Here is an 18,406-nt window from a genome sequence, read left to right on the forward strand (position 1 = left end):
GCGGTATGTCCTTTCTGGACTCAGTGGACCCCGGCGGCCGCGGGGGTCCTGGTGCGGATGAGGGAAAGGGCGAGACCGGCGAGGACGAACGCGGCCTGGCCGAAGAAGGCAGTCTGGAACGCGATGTCTCCCTGTGCTCCTGAGGCGCCGATCGCGACGCCCGCCAGTGCCGCGAGTCCGACCGCGCCACCCAGATGCTGTGCGGCGTTGATCAGTCCGCTGAGCAAGCCCGACTCACCGTCGCCGCTGTCGCGGACCCCCATGGCGGTGGCATTGACCAGGCCCAGCCCGAGACCGGCACCGATCAGCAGGAACGCGCCCAGCAGGCTGGCCGAGAAGCCACTGCTCGTCGGATCGAGCGCCAGCCACAGGAAACCGGCGAGCAGCACGACGAGGGCGGCCGGCAGTGCGCGGTTCAGCCCGATGCGCTTGGCGACCAGCGGCGCGACGACACTGCCGACGATGATCATGACGGCGATGGGGACCTGGGTCATCCCGGTCGCCAGCGGGCTCATCCCGAGAACCTCGCGCTGGTACAGCGGCAGGAAGAAGAACAGACCGGTGAGCGTGCCGCCGAGCAACAGCGTCACCAGGTTCGCCGTGACCACCGGCTTCCGGCGGAACACGCCGAGCGGGACCAGCGGATGCGACGACCGCCGCTCGACGAGCACGAACGTGACCAGCGCCCCGGCCCCGACGGCCAGACCGGCGAGCGTGCCGGGCGAGGCCCAGCCGGCTTCGGACGCGGTGACCATGCCGAAGGCGAGGGCGGAGATCCCGAGGGTGGAGGTGATGGCACCGAGTGCGTCGAACCGGCCGGGACGACCGGGGACCGACGGCGCCGAGCGCCACACGATCAATGCGCCTGCGACGCCGAACGGCACCGGGGTGAAGAACACCGACGGCCAGCCGAGCACCTCCGTCAACGTGCCACCGAGAAAGACGCCGATGAGGCTTCCTGCCCCGGCGATGGCACCCCAGATGCCCATCGCACGTGAGCGTTCCGCCGGCGAGGTGTAGAGCGCGAGCACGAGCGAGAGCGCCGCCGGCATCACCACCGCGCCGCCGATTCCCTGACCGATCCGCGCGGCGATCAGCATCTCGCCGCTGACGGCCAACCCGCACGCGGCCGAGGCGACCAGGTAGAGGGCCATACCGCCGAGAAACACCTTCCGGCCGCCGAGCACGTCGGCGAGGCGGCCGCCGAGCAGCAGCAAACCGGCGAACGCCACCAGGTAGCTGTCCACGACGATCGTGAGTTCCGTGGCCGTGAGCCCGAGACCCTCCCGGATCGCGGGCCCGGCCAGATTCACCATCGTGCTGTCGAGGATCACCAGGAACACGGCCGTGGCCAGACCGGCCATCGCCGCACCACGTGGTGCCCGTGGCCGTTCATCACTCGTCATGTCAACCCTACCTACGGTCGAAGTATTTATACCCTGTAACTAGATTGACAGCAGATAGCCTCACGGTCAAGACACCGGCAAGAAATTCCGACAGGGGCTATCGTTGGCTAAACCCTGTAACGAACGGAGGCGGTCGATGGCGGGCGCCGCAACCTCGCCCCGCGAGCGGTACCGGGCGCAGCTGCGTGCGGAGATCAAGCAGCACGCGTGGGAGCAGATCGCCACGGCGGGCGCGTCAGCACTGTCGCTGAAGGCGATCGCCAAGCAGGTGGGCATGAGCGGCCCGGCGTTGTACCACTACTACGCCAGCCGCGACGAGCTGATCACCGAGCTCATCCGGGACGCCTACCGCAGCCTGGCCGACGCACTCAAGGCAGCCGCCGACGAGGGCGCCGACCTCGCCGGCATGGCCCGGGCGATGCGCCGCTGGGCACTCGCGGATCCCCACCGGTACCACCTGATCTACGGCACGCCCGTGCCCGGCTACCACGCGCCGGACGACACCGTCGCCACCTCCAGGGAGATCATGGACATGCTGCTGGCCGCGGGTCCCGAGATCGCGGCCGCTGCGCCGACAGCGTTCGACGAACACCTGGCCGGCCGGATGCTCGCCGGGAAGCGAGAGCCGGCTCCCGCCGCCCTGCGTCGTGGCCTGACCTTCTGGACCCGCCTGCACGGCGTGCTGTCCTTGGAGCTCGCCGGCCACTTCGACGGCATGGACTTCGACCCTGAGTGCCTGTTCGAGGCGGAGGTGGAGAGCCTGCTGGCGCAGTGACCTGAGCACGCTGGGTCGACGGCCTGATTGCCTCTGCGACCTTGCCCCCTGACCGGAAGGGGGCAGCGTGGGATTCAAGGTCGATCCGGAAGCACTGGACAGGTGCTCGAAACTGCTCGACCGCTACGGCGATCACGCCCGCGAGGTCGGCAGCTTCCTGTCCACGGAAACAAGCATGGACGCGCATGAGGAGGGGGTGCTCTCCATCCTGTTCAGCGCGCACGGCAACGCCATCCGGGGAATGAACGAGCGCACCGACCTGATGCGGGACATCGGCACCGACTCCGCCCGCACCATGTCCAGCGTCGCGGAGGACTACCGGTTCCGCGACGGCGAGGGGGCCGCCGAACTGGACGCCATCCTCGAAGGCGGTTCGCCCAAGCCGCTCACCAACGACTCCGCGTCCGTGTCGGACGGTACCCGGAACTTCGAGGACCGGGCCGACCCCGTTTCCGCGCTGGAAGTCGGAAAGGGCTACCAGCCAGGCGGATTCGACAACGAGGCCTGCGACTGGATCGACAAGAAGGCACGTGAGCTGACCGACGCCGTCAGCCTCGCCTACTACGCCCGGCTCTGGGTCAAGGAGCTGATGGACGGCTACTTCGGCTGGAAAGGAGATCCGATCGACTGGGTGATCGAGCTGTTCGCCGGCGAGTGGAAGGAGTGGGGCAAGTGCGCGTCGGCACTTGAGGCCTGCGGCGAGGCCGTCGAACGCATGGCCACCAACGTCAAGTACGTCCCCGAAGGGCTGGCACACACCTGGGCGGGCAACGCGGCCGATGCGGCACTGGAGTATTTCCAGAAGCTGCACTCGGCCACCAAGACCGAATCGGAGGCGTTCACCGCGCTCGCCGAGTTCTACAAGTGGCAGACCGAGGGCATCTACGACACCCAGCAGATGCTGAACGACCTGATCAACTTCCTGCTCGACATCGTGGCGGACCTGATCCTGGCCGCCGGGATCGGGCTGGTGACAGGCGGCATCGGGTTGGCCGCTGCCGCACCGCTGCTCGCCAAGATCATGGTGGTCGTCAGCGCCATCGCCTCCGGTGTGACGACGACCCTGAACACCGCCCGCATGTTCGAGCATGCCGTCAAGTTCTTCGACCTGCCGGACATGCCGGACTGCGAGCTGGACAACCTGAACAAGAAGGGTGAAGACCCCGCCTACCAGAAACCGGAGCGGCGATCGTGAACCCGGACCTGCCGGTCGATCCGGCCGAACTGCGACGGTTCAGGGAGGCCTTGCTTCGCAAGGTCGCGGCAGGCAAGGATCCCGCACTGGCCGAGATGGCCCGCGAGGTCCAGGCCGGGCGGATCAGTATGCGCGACGCCGCGTTCGGTGCCTACCGCGAGCAGTTCACCGCGCTCAGGGAGAAGGCGGCGGCCGCGTTGCGCGACGTCAGCAAGGAGGACATGGACCGCGCCATGGCGGAGTACACGCTCGACGACGCGGTCGAGCAGTTCGACGCCATGCCGGATCCCGAGCCCGACGAGGAGCCACCCGCGAAGCCCGCACCGGCCCGGCGGCCGGAACCGGAGGACGACGAGGACTCGATCCTGCTGGCACCGCCGCGGACCGACCGCCCGACGGAACGCCCGCAGCGCGCCCAGTGGCAGCGCCGCTGGCAGGGTTGAGGCTTTCGCGCTGCCGCACTGGCAGTTTCGCCCGGAAGTATCAATCGAACCTTCAACGATACTGTCGAGGCCCATGCACCTGGAACTCTGCATGGCCGAGCTACGCGCAGTGGCGGGCTACGCCGTCGCGTGCGCCGAACCCGCGTTGCCGATCTTCGAACGGGACCGCCCCGGCGACCCCCGCCCGCGGGCCGCGATCGACGCCACCCGGCTCTTCGCGGAGGGAGCCAGGCGGACCAAGGCGATCCGGGACGCCGCCTGGGCGGCGAACCGGGCGTTCCAGGAGGCCCGCGACGCCGGGCAGGCTGCGGCAGCGAATGTCGCGCGTGCCGCCGTCGCCACGGCCGGCGCGGCCTACCTGCATCCGCTGGCGAAGCCGACCCAGGTCTGGCACATCCTCGGCGCCGCCGCCTACGCCGCACACGCCGTCGAACTCGACGCGGGCGACGGCGCCGCCCACATCGGCATGGCGGTGCACCTGGCCGGCCCGGTCGTGGTGTCCGTGCTGAAGCGCTACCCCGGCGCGCCCGGTGGCCGGGGCCGCGCCGGAGAACTCCTGCGAAGACTGGACGCGTCGCTGCGCGGCTTGCCTTGACGTCAGCGTCAAGGTCTAGCGTCGAACGCATGAGGATCGGCGAACTGGCCCAGCGCGCCGGCACCACGACCCGGGCGCTGCGCTTCTACGAGTCGCAGGGCCTGCTCCGGGCGCGGCGGGCGGCGAACGGCTATCGCGAGTACGGCGAGGACGACGTCCGCCTGGTCAACGAGATCCGGGCACTGCAGGCATCGGGGCTCAGCCTGGACGAGACCCGGCCGTTCGTCGACTGCCTGCGGTCCGGGCACGACGCCGGTGACGCCTGCGCCGATTCGATCGAGGTCTACGAACGCAAACTGGCGGAGGTGGACGCCTGCATCGCCAGGCTCACCGCCCTGCGGACCGGCCTGCACACCAAGCTGACCGCCGCCATGGCCAGGCAACCGGACCCGTGCCGCGTACCCGAACCGGAGGAATCATGACGGTCACCGACGACACCTTCCAGCGCGATGTGCTCGACCACGAACTGCCGGTGCTGGTGGACTTCTGGGCCGAGTGGTGCCCGCCGTGCCACATGATCGCGCCGGTGCTGGCCGAGATCGCCGCCGAACGCGCCAGCGTGCTCATCGTCCGGAAGCTGAACACCGACGAGAACCCGCGTACCGCCCGTGACTACCAGGTGATGTCCCTGCCGACGCTCATGCTGTTCCGCGACGGCGAACCGATCCGCGTGCTCGTCGGCGCCCGGCCGAAGGCCGCCCTGCTCGCCGAGATCGACGCCGCCCTCGCGGCCCAGCCCGCCCGCGGCTAGCCGCGCTACCTGCCGAGGCCGAGGTGCCGTGCGACGGCGGCTAGCTGATCGGCGTAGCCATTGACGAACTCGGGTGAGCGCGGATCGACGCCGCACAGACCCTCGATGACGTGCGGGAGCGTGGTGGTCGCCATCGCGGCGGCCATCAGCATGATCAGCAGGTAGGCCGGATCCACGTCGGCAGGCAACCGGCCCTCCTCCTGCAGCGCACGGACCTCGTCGACGCTGCCCCGCAGGCGTTCCGCGCGCGGGGCGTGGTCCGGGTCGTTCCGCGGGCCCGCGTACTCCAGCCCTCCCCACGCCATCAGCCGGACGCCGTCCGGGTTGTTCAGCACCTCCAGCGCGTACCGGCGGATCTGCTCGTCCAGCGCCGTTCCGGGCGGCACGAGCTGGCTCTGCCGCTGCCGCCAATCCTCGGAAAGCGCCTGGTAGAGCCCCTCCTTGCTGTCGAAATAGTACGAGATCAGCTGCTGGTTGACCCCCGCCCTCGCCGCGATGGCGGCGATCCGCCCGCCCGCGAACCCGTGCGCGGCGAACTCGGCCGCAGCGGCGTCCAGAATCAGCCGCCGGGTGCGTTCCGGGTCGCGCTGACGCTCGTGCGGCTTGGGTGACCGACGCGGCTTCGACGTGCTCATGAGCACATCATACGTCCATCGCAATTAATCAAACAGATGGTTGACAGTGTGAGGCAGTCGCCTGATTATGGGCGGCATGACCACCTCGGAAGCAGCGAAGGAACACACCGCGGTTCTCGTCGTCGGCGGCGGTGTCACCGGCCTGTCAGCAGCACTTTTCCTGGCACGACAAGGGATCCGCCCAATCCTCGTGGAGCGGCACCCGGACACGGCAATCCTGCCGCAGGCCAGGGCGTTCAACCCGCGCACGATGGAGATCTATCGCGCGCTCGGGCTGGAGCAACGCATCCGCGACCGGACATCGCTGCTGGCCGGCTTCCCGGAGATGATCGGCGCGGAGACCCTCCTCGGCGAGGAACGCTTCCGGTTCGACCTGCTCGCCCAGGTCCGGCCACCGGAAGGGCTGAGCCCCACCGACTGGGCACTGGTGGACCAGGACGATCTGGAGCGCATCCTCCGCGCCGAGGCCGAGGACCGGGGTGCCGACGTCCGGTTCGGCACCGAGCTGGTCTCCCTCGACTCCGGCGCCGACGGCGTGCACGCCGTCGTGCGGGACGCGGCCGGCGGCGAGTACGGCATCGACGCCGATTACGTCGTCGCCGCGGACGGCAACAGGGCAGGCATCCGCCACCGGCTCGGGATCGGCGCGGAGCGAATGGGGCCGTCCGGACACGTCGTGTACTTCGTCTTCGACGCCGACCTCGAGGACGCGCTGCGGGGCAGGCGGTTCACCCTGGCCTACCTCGACCGGCCGACCAAGGGCACCGTTCTCGTACCACTGCGGACGTTCGGGCGGTGGATGCTCGGTTCGCCGTACGACCCGGCTGCGGACCAGAAGCCCGAGGACTTCACCGAGGAGCACTGCGTCGCGTTGGCCAGGGAGGCGGTCGGCGACCCGGACCTGGCAGTCAGCATCGTGCCGCCGGTTCCCGGCTGGTCGCAGACGGTCTCCCACAGCACGATCGGCGCCTGGGTGGCGGACAGCTACCGCGCCGGGCGGGTGTTCTTCGCCGGAGATTCGGCGCACGTCATGCCGCCGTCCGGGTCCTACGGCGCCAGCACCGGCATCGCCGACGCACACAACCTGGCGTGGAAGCTCGCGGCCGTGATCTACGGCCAGGCACCGGACACGCTCCTGGACACCTACGAGAACGAGCGGCGACCGGTCGCGCAGCTGACCGTGCGCACCGCGGTCCAGCTTCTGCACAGTCGTCAGCAGGAAACCGGCGAGGGGATCGACGACATCACGATGATCTTCGGCTACCGGTACGCCTCCGACACACCGCTCGAGGATCCCCGTGAACCCAGCGGGCGTCCCGGTTCCCGGGCACCACACGTCTGGCTGGACCGGGACGGGGAGAAAGTGTCCACTGTGGACCTGTTTACCGGGTCGTTCACCCTGCTGGCCGGGCCGGACGGTGCCGGCTGGGCGGCCGCGGCCGCGGCGCTCGGGCTGGACTTCCACCGGATCGGCACGGACCCCGACGACCGGTTCACCCGCGGCTACGGCATCACCAGGTCGGGCGCGACCCTGGTCCGGCCGGACGGCTTCATCGCCTGGCGGGCCGCGACACTGCCCGAGCTGCCGGAGGAGCGGCTCCGGCAGGCGCTGCGGCATGCGACCATCGGCCGATGATCGACTTCGCCACCCCGGAAGACCTCGCCCGCCGTACGTCCGCCGCGGTCGACGCGGCGGTGGGAGCCGGGCGGGAGTTCGGGCTCACCGTGACCGACGCGCGGGTGCTCCACGACCTGTTCTCCGTCGTCGTGCACCTGGCGCCGTCGCCGGTGGTGGCCCGGATTCCCGTCGTCGTACCGAGCCACCCGGGCGGCCGCCAGCAGGCGGAACTGGACGTCACCCGCTGGCTCGCGGACCAGGGCGTCCCGGTGATCCCACCCAGCCCGCTCGTGCCCCGCAGGCCCGTCGAGCGTGACGGGTTCGCGATGACGTTCTGGCAGTACGTCGAGCCGGACGGCGCCGAGCCCGACTACGTGGCGAACGCCGAGCGCACCGCCGCACTGCACGCCGCCCTGCGCGGATACCCCGGCCCGCTGTCGTTCCTGTCCGCGGCCGAACCGCGGTTCATCACCGAGAGCCTCGACGAGCTGCGGCGACGACCCGACCTCATCGCCCCGGACGATCTGGACCGCGCCAGCCGCGAGTGGCAGGTCCTGAAGCCCCTCGTGTGCTCCCGGGCGGCGTTCGAGGCCCGGTTTCCCGGCATCGACCTGCAGCCCGTCCACGGCGACTCGCCGCCGGCGAACATCGTCGGCTCGGTGGACGGGAAGCTGTTCGCCGACTTCGAACTGGTCACGCTCGGCCCGGTCGAATGGGACCTGGCAGGCCTGACCCCCGAGCTCGAAGCCGCCTATGACCGCGGCGCGCGGGAGGCCGGGACGAGGCCGCTGAACCCGGACGTGCTGAGGTTCGTCAACGCCGTGGGGATGCTCCGCGTCATCGCCTACCTGTCCCTCGTGCCGCGGCTGCCGTCCGTTGTGGAGTATCTGAACCCGTCCATCGACCAGTGGCGTGCCCGAGTAGCACCGTTCTAACGATTTGCCCGGATCGACGGTGCCGTGGCTGTTCGCCGGGTTAGGGTGTCGGCCCATCCGACCCGTGGGAGGGGGCCGTGCCGTTCTTCGTCGCCAGGCTGCTGGCCAGGCTCGCCGCGCTCAACTGGGCCGCGCCGATCCTGGTGATCCTGTTCGTCTTCGCGACGAGCTGGCCGCTGATGACCTGGGCCGAGCCCGCGGACAGCGACCTGGTGTCGCCGCCCAACTACTGGTGGTACTTCGTCGTGACCGCGGCGACCGTGGGCTACGGCGACTTCTTTCCCAAGACCGGCGCGGGTCACGTGGTGGGTGTCTACGTCATCGTCGGCGGGATCGTCACGCTCACGACGGTCTTCGCCAAGCTGGCCGGGGTCGTCGAACGGACGAGAGGACGTCGAATGCAGGGAACGCTCACCGTGACGACGTCGGGTCACATCGTCGTGCTCGGCTACACGCCGGGACGTACCGAGCGGATGATCGACCAGCTGCTGGCCGACGCCGACCGTGAGGTGGTGCTGTGTGCCCGCGAGGACACCGCGACCCACCCGCTGCCGCACCACCCGGTGACGTTCGTGCGGGGCGAGCTGGCCGACGAGGCCCTGCTGCGCCGCGCCGGCGTGCAGCGTGCCCGCACGGTGCTGGTGGATGTGGCCGACGACAACGACGCGCTCGCCGTCGCGGTCGCCGTCGACCACGTGAACCCCGACCTGCACCTGGTGGTCGCGCTGCGGGACATGGAACGGTCCACGCTGCTGCGGTACGTCGACAACGACGTCCACTGTGTACAGTGGCACACCCCGCGGATGATCGTCGAGGAGCTGACCTCGCCGGGCATCGCCGAGGTGTACGCCGAGCTGATGACGCAGGGCGGGGCGGACACGTTCTCCGCCGCGCTCCCGCCCGAGCTGGGCGCCGTCCGGGTGGAACACTGCCAGACCGCGCTCGGCCGGACCCACGGCGCCACCCTGCTCGCCGCGCGGACGGGCGACGAACTGCTGGTCAGCCCCGCCTGGGAGACCGAACTGCCCGCGGGATCGGTGCTGTACTACGTCGGGCCACGCCGGCTGACCGCCGACCAGATCACCAGCGCGCTGACCCGCTCCGCCTGATGCCGTGAAGGGCCCTTTGGTTGCGTGCCGCGCAAGGATGGTGCCGTTGGCTGCGCTGGTGCTGTTGTGGTGACTGGGGCGGGTGCTGTGCGCCCCCAATGCCACATTGGGGGAGTTGAAGTTCCCCAATGCCACATTGGGGGAGTTTGCTGGGTCTCTTTCGTGGTGACGGCTGGGTCCTTTGGGCCGCGTGTGACTGGTGAGGCTGCCACCCGGGGCGGGAAGGCCATGAAGACCACCTTCATCACATGAGACGACAGAAACTCGGCCTTCACATCCGCGCAGGCATCCACGCTTGACAGGTAGGAGATTTCCTACCTATTGTTCCGGCATGCCGGCAGTCCGAACGACCACCGAGAGCATCTTCGCCGCACTGTCCAGTTCGGTGCGGCGCGAGGTGCTGATTCTGTTACGCGACAACGGCCCGATGCCGGTCGCGGAACTCGCCGCCCACTTCGCGATGGCCCGGCCGAGCTTCTCCGAGCACCTGCGGGTACTGCGGGAGGCCGGGCTGGTCAGCGAGACCAAGGTGGGCCGCCAGCGGCTCTATCGCCTGGAAGGCGGCGCGCTGTACGAGGTGCAGGAATGGCTGCACCCGTTCGAACGATTCTGGCGCGACAGGCTGCGCACGATGGCCGGCGTACTGGACTCCCTTGACGACGAGGAACAATGACGACAACCGACCTGACCACCGTCCACATCGACCAGTTCTTCCCGCACCCGCCCGCGAAGGTGTGGCGGGTACTGACCGAGCCCGACCTGATCGCCCGGTGGCTCCTGCCTGGCGACTTCCGGCTGGAGATCGGCCACCGCTACACCATGCGGGCACAGGCCATGCCGGGCACCGGCTTCTCCGGCACCATCCAGGCCGAAGTGCTGGATTTCGAAGAGGAACGCATGCTACGGCTCGGCTGGCGGGACGCGGCCGAGGACAGCCCGAGCACCGCCGACTGGACCATCACCTGGACACTCGCGGCGGAGGGTACCGGCACCCGCCTGTTCCTCACCCACGACGGCTTCGACCCCGACAGTCCGCTGCAGCAGCGCGCCCGCTCGATCATGGGCGGCGGGTGGCAGAGCATCGTCAGCGACAGGCTGGCCCAGGTACTGCGGGACCTCTAGAGACTACCCAGCCGCCGTTCGAGGTGGCGGCGCTCGGCCTCGTCGTCGACGAGTTCCAGCGCCCGGCGGTACGCGTCGCGGGCCTCGGCCCGCCTGCCGGTGCGGCGCAGCAGCTCGGCACGCGTCGCGTGCAGGTAGTGGTAGCTGCCCAGCGGCAGGGTGTCCACAATGGATAAAGCTGCCTCCGGACCGTCCACCTCGGACACCGCGACGGCCCGGTTCAGTTCCACGACCGGTGACCCGGTGAGGCGGTGCAGTTCGCCGTAGAGCGCGGCGATCTGCCGCCAGTCCCTCGGCTGGTCGGCATGCAACGAGGCGATGGCGGCCTGGACGACGTACGGGCCGCGGCCGCCGAGCCGCAACGCCCGGTCCAGGACCTGCCTGCCCTCGCCGACCATCCTTCCGTCGAGCAGTGCCGGGTCCTGCTCGGCCAGCGGAACGAGGTCACCGTCGCGGAACCGGGCTTCGCGGCGGGCGTCGAGCAACAGCATCAGGGCGAGCAGGCCGTGTACCTCCGGGTCGCGGGGCAGCAGGCCGGCCAGCACCCGCCCGAGCCGGATCGCGTCGGCGGCGAGTTCTCCCCTGCCGCCGTAGCCCGCGTTGAAGATGAGGTAGACGACCGCCAGCACGGCCGTGGTCCGCTCGGCGAGCACGTCCTCGTGGGGCATCCGGAACGGGATGCCCGCCGCGGCGATCTTGCGTTTGGCCCGCACGATCCGCTGCGCCATGGTCGGCTCGGGCACGAGGAACGCGCGGGCGATCTCCGCGGTGGTGAGCCCGCCGAGCGACCGCAGTGTCAACGCCAGCTGGGCCTCGACGGCCAGCGCCGGGTGGCAGCACAGGAACATCAGTTCCAGGCGTCCGTCCGGGATGGGCGACTCCTGCTCGGCCGACGGGGGCGGCGGCTCACGCAGCAGGTGCGCCTTGGCGGCGAGCACGCGCTCCCTGCGCAGCCGGTTGACGGCCCGGTTGCGGGCGGTGGTGATCAGCCAGGCGGCCGGGTTCGCCGGGTCGCCGTCACGAGGCCAGCGCTCGGCGGCGATGGCGAACGCCTCCTGGGCGACCTCTTCGGCGAGGTCGAGGTCGCCCAAGTAGCCGACCATCGCCGCGAGCACGCGGCCCCACTGGTCGCGGAAGACCCGCTCGACCGTGGTCACCACTGTTTGGTCGGGCGGACCTCCACCGCTCCCCCGAGCCGGGCCGCCGGGATCCTCGCCGCCAGCGCGATGGCGGCGTCGAGGTCGTCGGCCTCGAAGAACAGGAACCCGCCGATCGCCTCCTTGATGTCGACGAACGGTCCGTCGGTGACCAGCGGCTTGCCGTTCTCGACCCGTACGGTCGTCGCCGTCTCGGCCGCGTCCAGGCCCTCGCCGGGCGTCACGCCCGGTGTCTGGTTGATCGCGTAGTAGTCGGCGTACACGGCCTGCTGCTCCTCCTCGGACAGCGCGTCCCACACCGAGGTGTCGTCGGCGGAGTGACCGTGGTGGATCAAGAGCATGTACTTCATCGCTTCTCCTCGTCCGGGGATCGATCGTCTCCTAGACAACCGGGATCGGCGATTTCGACAGCCCGTCCGGAGGAAATTCGTCACGCCGGTTCACGCAGGTCGCGCACGGCCAGCCAGCTCAGCGCCGGCAGCGCGATCAACGGCAGGAGCGCCACCTGCAGCGACGACGCGTCCGCGATGCCGCCGAGCACCGGGCTGGCGATGCCGCCGACGCTGACGGTCAGGCCCAGCGTCACGCCGCTCGCGGTGCCGACCCGGCTGGGCAGGTAGTCCTGCCCGAGCGTGATCAGCAGCGAGAACGGGACGTACAGGCCAGCCGACGTCAGCGCCACGAAGACGTAGAACAGCGGTCCCGGCACGAACACCACCCCGGCGACGGCCACGAGGCTGACCAGGCAGGCCCAGCGCACCACGCGGACCCGGTCCCAGCGGTCGGCGAGGTTTCCGCCGACGACGGTGCCCACGGCACCACCGAGGTAGAGCACGAACAACGCCGCCGCACCGGCCGCGGCGCCACCACCGACCCGCTGCTGGGCGTACAGCGCGACGAACGTGCTCAACCCGACGAACACGATCGACCGGCAGACCACCGCCAGCGACAGCTTCAGGAACGACGCCCGGTCGTCGGTGCCCACCACCGCACGGCCGGTCCGGCCGCCCGCCGTCCCGCCCAGCGCCCGCAGCACCGGCAGGCAGAGCACGCTCCCGGCCAGGGCGGGCAGCACCAGCAGCGGCGACAGCCGCAGACCACCGGCCGCGACGACGGCGGTGACCAGCAGCGGAGCCGCGGCGAACCCGAGGTTCCCGCCGAGCGAGAACCAGCCCATCGCCGAGTGCCTGCCGCGGCTGGCCAGGCGCGCGACCCTGGCCGCCTCCGGGTGGTAGGCGGCGACGCCGATCCCGGACAGCGCGACGAACGCGAGCGTCAGCGCGTAGGACTCGAACACGCCGCTCACGGCGATGCCCACCCCGCCGGCGACCGTGCTCACCGGCAGCAGCCAGGGCAGCGCCCAGCGATCGGTCACCGCGCCGAACAGCGGCTGCACCACCGACGACAGCAGCGACGCGGCCAGCACGATGCCCGACGCCGCCGCGTACCCGTAGGCCCGCTCGGCGACGAAGAACGGCACCAGCGCCGCGACCGCGCCCTGGTAGACGTCCACGCACGCATGCCCGACCGACAGCAGGATGATCGACTTGTTCCTCGGCACGCCGCCCATGCTCGCCCGATCACGGCTGACCGGCTTCCGGTAATCTGCCAGGTTATGACGGAAACCCGACACGTTCCGTCGGCCCCGACCCGGGTCCAGTCGCTGGCTTCCGGCGCCACCATCAGCGCCCACCGCCACGACGAACACCAGATCGTCTACGCGGCCAGCGGGGTACTCGCCATCACCACGGACGCCGGCTCCTGGGTCGCCCCGGCGACTCGCGCCATCTGGGTGCCCGCCGGCACCGTCCACGCCCACCAGGCACACGGGCCGCTCGAACTGCACCTGGTCGGCCTGCCCGCGTCGGCCAACCCGCTGGGGCTGCGCGAGCCGACGGTGCTCGCCGTCGCCCCGCTGCTGCGGGAGCTGATCCTGGCCTACACCCGGGACCCGGACACGGACAGCCCTGAACGCAAACGCTTGCGTGCCGTCCTGCTCGACCAGTTGCGGGCGGCTCCGCAGCAGCCGGTTCACCTGCCGGCACCACGTGACCCACGGCTGCGGGCGGTGTGCGACATCCTGCGTGCCGACCCGGCCGACACCAGCACGCTGGCGGCACTGGGCAGGCGGGTCGGCGCCGGCGAACGCACACTCGGCAGGCTGTTCCGGTCCGACCTCGGCATGACGTTCCCGCAGTGGCGCACGCAGCTCCGGCTCGCCCACGCCCTGGTCCTGCTTGCCGAGCGGACCCCGGTGACCACCGTCGCGCACCGTTGCGGCTGGGCGTCGGCCAGCGCGTTCATCGACGTGTTCCGCCAGGCGTTCGGCCACACCCCCGGCGCCCACCGTCCTTAGCCGTCCACAGCCCCGCCACCACCTCAACGGAGACGCTCCGCGTCGCGGCTTCAACCCAATAAAGCCGCCACGGCCCGGCCGAGGACACGGGCACCGTCGGGGAAGCGGTCCGGGCCGGGGCCGGAGTAGTTGAGCCGGACGTACGGGCCGGCCGGCTCGGCCGGGAACCACTCGGTGCCCGCCGCGATCAGCACCCCGTCCGCCTCGCAGTCGCGCACCAGCCGGTCCAGGTCGATGCCGTCGGGTAGCCGGGCCCACAGGTGCAGCCCGCCACGCGGGACGTGTTCGAGGTGCGCCTGCGGCACGTGCTCGGCAAGGCTGCCGGCGAGCAGGTCGCGGCGCGCCCGCAACTGCTGCCCGAGTCCCCGCAGGTAGGTACGCCAGCGCGGCTGCGTGACGACGTCCAGCGCCGCCGCCTGCAACAGGCCGCTGACGTACATCGACTCCGCCCCGCGGTCGGCGAGCACCCGGTCACGCACCGGTCCCCTGGCGATCACGGCCGCGACCCGGATCGACGGCGACACGCTCTTGGTCAGCGAGCGCAGGTAGACGACGTGCCCGGCGTCGTCGTGTGCCGCGATGGGCCGGACCTCGCTGTCGATGGCGAAGTCGTGTGCCCAGTCGTCCTCGACGAGGAACGCGCCGCTCGCGCGGACGACGCCGAGGATCCGCTCGGCCCGCTCGGCGGACCACTGCGCGCCGGTGGGGTTGGCGAAGTTCGGCTGCGCGTAGAACAGCCGGGCGCCGGTCTCGTCGAACGCCCGGGTCAGCTCGTCCGGGTCCGGCCCGTCCGGTCCGCTGGGGACGGGCACGACGTGCACGCCCGCCTGCGCCGCGGCGAGGATCGCGCCCCAGTAGGTCGGCGACTCCATCAGCATCGGCTGCCCGAACCCGACCAGCGCGCGGAACACCGAGCTCAGCCCGCTCTGGCTGCCCGGAAGGATCACCACGTCCCGCGCCGCGGGCGGGGTGACGCCGACCGGCGTTGCCCCGGCGAGTTCGGCCGCGAACCACTCGCGCAGTTCCGGCAGGCCGGCTGCCTCGCTGCGGACCAGCGCCGTCTCGCCGCGTGCGGCGCGGGCGAGCGCGGCCCGGACAAGGCCGTCCGGCAGCAGCGCGCGGTCGGGGTAACCGGCGTGCAGGCCGATCGCGTCGGGCGAGATGCTGCGCATCGGCGTCGACAGCGGCGGGATGCGGGCCTGCGGGGACCGCAGCGCCGCGGTCTGCCAGCCGTAGTCGAGCGGGCGGGTGGTGCGTACCGCGCGCACGAACGTCCCGACACCGGGCCTGCTCTCGACGAGCCCCAGCCCGCCGAGCGTGCGCATCGCCTTCTGGACCGTGACCGGGCCGGCGCCGTACTCGGCCATCAGCGCCCGGTTCGACGGCACGCGCGCACCCGGCGGAGCCTGCGCGATCCATTTCCGCAGTCCTGCCACAATCCGCGCAGTGCTATCGTTGGCCATGTCAGGACATAGTAGCGCTACTCTCGACCCGCCTGGAGCGTTATCGCCCTCGCGTGCCGGTCTGGGCTGGGGCCTGCTGGGCGTGGTGGCGTTCTCGTTCACCGTCCCGTTCACCCGGGTCGCCGTCGGCGGTCTGTCTCCGTTGTTCATCGGCGCCGGACGCGCGGTCGTCGCGGCGCTGCTCGCCGGCGTCGCGCTGGCCGTGACCAGGCAACGCCTGCCGAGGGGTACCCAGTGGCCACGGCTGGCGGTGGTGGCGGGCGGGATCGTGGTGGGCTTCCCGTTGCTGACCTCCTACGCGCTCACCACCGCGTCGGCCGGCCACAGCGCCGTGGTCATCGCGTTACTGCCCGCGGCGACCGCCGTCCTGGCGGTCCTGCGCGGCAGGGAACGCCCGCCGGTGGCGTTCTGGGTCACCGCCGGAGTCGGCGCCGCCGCCGCGGTCGGCTTCGCGTTCCTGCAGGGCGGCGGGTTCGGCAGGCTGCACTGGTCCGACCTGCTGCTGTTCGGGGCGGTCCTCGCCGCCGCGATCGGCTACGCGGAAGGCGGCCTGCTCGCCCGGGAGCTCGGCGCCTGGCAGACGGTGTCCTGGGCACTCGTGCTGGCCTCGCCGCTGATGATCGTCCTGACCGTGGTGACCACGGTCCAGCAGCCGCCGTCGGCGAGTCCGGTGCAGTGGGCCGCGTTCGGCTACCTCGGGCTGGTGAGCATGTTCCTCGGCTTCTTCGCCTGGTACCGGGGGCTGGCGATCGGGCCGATCGCGCAGGTCAGCCAGACCCAGCTGACCCAGCCCGTGCTGGGCATCGCATGGGCCACACTGCTGTTGCACGAGGAGCTGACCTGGCCGACCGTCCTCGGCGGCATCGCCGTGATCTGCTGCGCCGGCCTCGCCGTGCGCATCCGTCTCGACCGCACCTGAAAGGACACGTGGTGTTCACCGGTCTCAGTGCCTTCCCGTTCACGCCGGTCACCGGCGACGGCGTCGACGAAGCCGCCTACGAACGCCTGGTCGCCCGGATCGCCGCGGCCGGCGCCGACTCGATCGGCGCACTCGGATCGACCGGCGGTTACGCCTACCTCAGCCGCGCCGAACGTGCCCGGGCCGCGGAGCTGGCGGTGCGGGCCGCCGGTTCCGTGCCGGTGATCGTCGGCGTCGGCGCGCTGCGGACCCGGGACGTGCTCGGCCACGTCGAGGACGCCCAGCGGGCCGGAGCGGCGGCGGTGCTGCTGGCGCCGATGACCTACCAGCCGCTCACCGACGACGAGGTGTTCGGCCTGTACGCCGACGTCACCGCGAACCTCTCGGTGCCGCTGGTCGTCTACGACAACCCGGGCACCACCCACGTGACGTTCACCGACGAGCTGCACGGCCGGATCGCTCGGCTGCCGGGCGTCGCGTCGGTCAAGATCCCGCCGGTCGACGCCGATCCCGGGCGCATCGCCCGGCTGCGCTCGCTGCTGCCCCCCGCGGTGACGATCGGCGTCAGCGGCGACGCGGCCGCGGCGAAGGGCCTGCTCGCCGGGGCGGACGCCTGGTACAGCGTGCTCGGCGGTGTCCTGCCGGAGGCCTGCCTGGAGATCACCAGGGCGGCGACGGCGGGCGACACCGCGCGGGCAGGCCAGCTGTCCGACCGGCTTGCTCCACTGTGGACACTGTTCGCGCGCTACGGCAGTTACCGCGTCGTCTCGGCGATCGCCGTACGGCTCGGCCTGATCGGTGAACCCGGCCTGCCCGCGCCCGTCCGCCCCCTCGACGAGGACGGGCGCCGCGCCGTCGACGCCGCACTGGCCGTCATCGGGGCGTCAACGGCCGTGTAGCGCGAGAAACGCGTGGACGCCGGCCTCGACGTGCCGGTCGATGTCGGCGTCCGCGACGGCGTCGGGCCCGCACAGCAGCGCCTGGTGGACCGGCACCCACAGCACCAGGCCGGCGAACTGCCCTGCCGCGAAGTGCGGATCCGCGACGTCCAGCCGGCCACGGTCCGCCATGCGCCGCAGGCCGTCGGCGAGGGTGCCGAGCCCCTTCTCGAAGCCGTGCCGCCAGTAGGTCTGCCCGAGTTCGGGGAACCGGCCCGCCTCGCCGATGACCAGCCTGCGCAGCCGCAGTACCTCCGGGTCGAGCAGCCCGGTCAGGACCCGCCGCGCGAGACCGCACAGCGGTATGAACGGCTCGCCATCGGTGTCCAGCTCCAGGGCCTCGTCCCGGAAGGACCGGTCGAGCCGCTCCATCATCGCCTGGACGACCGCCCTGAACAGCACGCCCTTGTCGGCGTAGTGGCGATAGACGGTGGGCTTGGACACCCCGGCCACCGCGGTGATCTCGTCCATGCTCGCGCCGTGGTAGCCGTCGCGCAGGAACACCGTCGTCGCGGCCGCGAGGATCACCTGGGGCTTGTCGACTCCCATAGCGACACTATACCGTTTAGTTTCATGGCAGACATCAGCGCGTTCGAGGTCATGGTCGGCGAGTGGGAGTTCAGCGGGGACGTCACCGGCCACGCCCGGTTCGACTGGCTGCCGGGCAAGCATTTCCTTCGCCAGCACGGCACGCTGACCCGTGACGGCGTCACGCACGAGGCAGTCGAGATCATCGGTGCGGTCAAACCGTTCGGCGCGACCGAGCCCGCCGCCGAGATCACCTCTCGCGCCTACACCGACACCGGCGAGACGCTGGACTACACCTACGAGATCGACGGCGACACACTGACGGTCTGGGGCGGGCCCAAGGGATCGCCCGCGTTCTCCAGGGCCGAGTTCGACGCCGGGCGGACCGTACTGAGTGGAGCGTGGCAGTGGCCGGGCGGCGGTTATGAATTCACCATGACCAAGCACTGAAGGCAAAGCGA

The 18,406-nt window shown here is 71.0% G+C and carries 22 protein-coding genes; 15 read left to right on the forward strand and 7 right to left on the reverse strand.

Annotated elements, in window-relative coordinates:
• Positions 1 to 20 precede the first annotated feature (20 nt).
• The gene (locus EWH70_RS20210; protein WP_130477032.1) at positions 21 to 1,406 is read right to left on the reverse strand and encodes an MFS transporter; all 1,386 of its coding nucleotides are present in this window, start codon (positions 1,404 to 1,406) and stop codon (positions 21 to 23) included.
• 136 nt (positions 1,407 to 1,542) lie between these two features.
• On the opposite strand from EWH70_RS20210, the gene EWH70_RS20215 reads away from it, so the two are divergent.
• From EWH70_RS20215 to trxA, 6 genes are all read left to right on the forward strand, one after another.
• Positions 1,543 to 2,181: a TetR/AcrR family transcriptional regulator gene (locus EWH70_RS20215; protein ID WP_130477033.1), complete on the forward strand. Its 639-nt coding sequence runs from the start codon at positions 1,543 to 1,545 to the stop codon at positions 2,179 to 2,181.
• A 67-nt stretch (positions 2,182 to 2,248) separates the two neighbouring features.
• Complete coding sequence (locus EWH70_RS20220) at positions 2,249 to 3,376, forward strand: hypothetical protein (protein ID WP_130477034.1); 1,128 nt, start codon at positions 2,249 to 2,251, stop codon at positions 3,374 to 3,376.
• Positions 3,373 to 3,819, forward strand: coding sequence for a hypothetical protein (locus EWH70_RS20225; protein WP_130477035.1), 447 nt, complete (start codon positions 3,373 to 3,375; stop codon positions 3,817 to 3,819). Before EWH70_RS20220 ends, EWH70_RS20225 begins: the two co-directional genes overlap by 4 nt.
• Positions 3,820 to 3,892: 73 nt before the next feature.
• Positions 3,893 to 4,414, forward strand: a complete 522-nt coding sequence (locus EWH70_RS20230) for a putative immunity protein (RefSeq protein ID WP_130477036.1) — start codon at positions 3,893 to 3,895, stop codon at positions 4,412 to 4,414.
• A 29-nt stretch (positions 4,415 to 4,443) separates the two neighbouring features.
• Complete coding sequence (locus EWH70_RS20235) at positions 4,444 to 4,836, forward strand: MerR family transcriptional regulator (protein WP_130477037.1); 393 nt, start codon at positions 4,444 to 4,446, stop codon at positions 4,834 to 4,836.
• The gene (gene trxA, locus EWH70_RS20240; RefSeq protein WP_130477038.1) at positions 4,833 to 5,165 is read left to right on the forward strand and encodes a thioredoxin; all 333 of its coding nucleotides are present in this window, start codon (positions 4,833 to 4,835) and stop codon (positions 5,163 to 5,165) included. The genes EWH70_RS20235 and trxA overlap by 4 nt, the downstream gene beginning before the upstream one ends.
• 5 nt (positions 5,166 to 5,170) lie before the next feature.
• Here the strand turns inward: trxA and EWH70_RS20245 are convergent, their stop codons facing one another.
• Positions 5,171 to 5,800, reverse strand: coding sequence for a TetR family transcriptional regulator (locus EWH70_RS20245; protein WP_130477039.1), 630 nt, complete (start codon positions 5,798 to 5,800; stop codon positions 5,171 to 5,173).
• 76 nt (positions 5,801 to 5,876) lie between these two features.
• On the opposite strand from EWH70_RS20245, the gene EWH70_RS20250 reads away from it, so the two are divergent.
• The 5 genes from EWH70_RS20250 to EWH70_RS20270 all read left to right on the forward strand — a co-directional run bounded on the left by EWH70_RS20250 (position 5,877) and on the right by EWH70_RS20270 (position 10,584).
• Positions 5,877 to 7,436, forward strand: a complete 1,560-nt coding sequence (locus EWH70_RS20250) for an FAD-dependent oxidoreductase (protein WP_130477040.1) — start codon at positions 5,877 to 5,879, stop codon at positions 7,434 to 7,436.
• A complete protein-coding gene (locus EWH70_RS20255; RefSeq protein WP_130477041.1) occupies positions 7,433 to 8,353 on the forward strand; it encodes an aminoglycoside phosphotransferase family protein in 921 nt (306 codons plus the stop codon). The genes EWH70_RS20250 and EWH70_RS20255 overlap by 4 nt, the downstream gene beginning before the upstream one ends.
• Positions 8,354 to 8,430: 77 nt before the next feature.
• Positions 8,431 to 9,462 carry an NAD-binding protein gene (locus tag EWH70_RS20260; protein WP_130477042.1) on the forward strand — a complete coding sequence of 344 codons (1,032 nt, stop codon included), beginning with the start codon at positions 8,431 to 8,433 and terminating at the stop codon, positions 9,460 to 9,462.
• A 331-nt stretch (positions 9,463 to 9,793) separates the two neighbouring features.
• Entirely contained in the window at positions 9,794 to 10,135 is a 342-nt protein-coding gene (locus EWH70_RS20265; RefSeq protein WP_130477043.1) for an ArsR/SmtB family transcription factor, read from the forward strand.
• On the forward strand, positions 10,132 to 10,584 hold the full coding sequence (locus EWH70_RS20270) for an SRPBCC family protein (RefSeq protein ID WP_130477044.1): 453 nt from the start codon (positions 10,132 to 10,134) through the stop codon (positions 10,582 to 10,584). Before EWH70_RS20265 ends, EWH70_RS20270 begins: the two co-directional genes overlap by 4 nt.
• Here EWH70_RS20270 and EWH70_RS20275 read toward each other — a convergent pair.
• From EWH70_RS20275 to EWH70_RS20285, 3 genes are all read right to left on the reverse strand, one after another.
• Complete coding sequence (locus EWH70_RS20275) at positions 10,581 to 11,741, reverse strand: RNA polymerase sigma factor (protein ID WP_338078594.1); 1,161 nt, start codon at positions 11,739 to 11,741, stop codon at positions 10,581 to 10,583. The two genes, EWH70_RS20270 and EWH70_RS20275, sit on opposite strands and share 4 nt — an antisense overlap.
• On the reverse strand, positions 11,738 to 12,091 hold the full coding sequence (locus tag EWH70_RS20280) for a YciI family protein (protein WP_130477045.1): 354 nt from the start codon (positions 12,089 to 12,091) through the stop codon (positions 11,738 to 11,740). The genes EWH70_RS20275 and EWH70_RS20280 overlap by 4 nt, the downstream gene beginning before the upstream one ends.
• An 80-nt stretch (positions 12,092 to 12,171) precedes the next feature.
• Positions 12,172 to 13,302, reverse strand: a complete 1,131-nt coding sequence (locus tag EWH70_RS20285) for an MFS transporter (RefSeq protein WP_130477046.1) — start codon at positions 13,300 to 13,302, stop codon at positions 12,172 to 12,174.
• 54 nt (positions 13,303 to 13,356) lie between these two features.
• Between EWH70_RS20285 and EWH70_RS20290 the strand changes: the two genes are divergently transcribed.
• Positions 13,357 to 14,097: an AraC family transcriptional regulator gene (locus EWH70_RS20290; protein WP_130477047.1), complete on the forward strand. Its 741-nt coding sequence runs from the start codon at positions 13,357 to 13,359 to the stop codon at positions 14,095 to 14,097.
• 50 nt (positions 14,098 to 14,147) lie between these two features.
• Here EWH70_RS20290 and EWH70_RS20295 read toward each other — a convergent pair whose 3' ends face one another.
• Positions 14,148 to 15,485, reverse strand: a complete 1,338-nt coding sequence (locus EWH70_RS20295; RefSeq protein WP_338078595.1) for an aminotransferase-like domain-containing protein — start codon at positions 15,483 to 15,485, stop codon at positions 14,148 to 14,150.
• 73 nt (positions 15,486 to 15,558) lie between these two features.
• Here EWH70_RS20295 and EWH70_RS20300 point away from each other — a divergent pair, with 73 nt between their 5' ends.
• Both EWH70_RS20300 and EWH70_RS20305 read left to right on the forward strand, forming a co-directional pair.
• A complete protein-coding gene (locus EWH70_RS20300; RefSeq protein WP_130477265.1) occupies positions 15,559 to 16,479 on the forward strand; it encodes a DMT family transporter in 921 nt (306 codons plus the stop codon).
• 11 nt (positions 16,480 to 16,490) lie between these two features.
• Complete coding sequence (locus EWH70_RS20305; protein ID WP_130477049.1) at positions 16,491 to 17,378, forward strand: dihydrodipicolinate synthase family protein; 888 nt, start codon at positions 16,491 to 16,493, stop codon at positions 17,376 to 17,378.
• Here EWH70_RS20305 and EWH70_RS20310 read toward each other — a convergent pair.
• The gene (locus EWH70_RS20310; RefSeq protein WP_165436345.1) at positions 17,364 to 17,966 is read right to left on the reverse strand and encodes a TetR/AcrR family transcriptional regulator; all 603 of its coding nucleotides are present in this window, start codon (positions 17,964 to 17,966) and stop codon (positions 17,364 to 17,366) included. The genes EWH70_RS20305 and EWH70_RS20310 overlap by 15 nt on opposite strands.
• Before the next feature lie 24 nt (positions 17,967 to 17,990).
• Between EWH70_RS20310 and EWH70_RS20315 the strand changes: the two genes are divergently transcribed.
• Entirely contained in the window at positions 17,991 to 18,395 is a 405-nt protein-coding gene (locus tag EWH70_RS20315) for a hypothetical protein (RefSeq protein WP_130477051.1), read from the forward strand.
• The last annotated feature ends 11 nt before the right edge of the window (positions 18,396 to 18,406 follow it).

Source organism: Amycolatopsis suaedae, assembly GCF_004214935.1.
GTDB classification, from domain to species: domain Bacteria; phylum Actinomycetota; class Actinomycetes; order Mycobacteriales; family Pseudonocardiaceae; genus Amycolatopsis; species Amycolatopsis suaedae.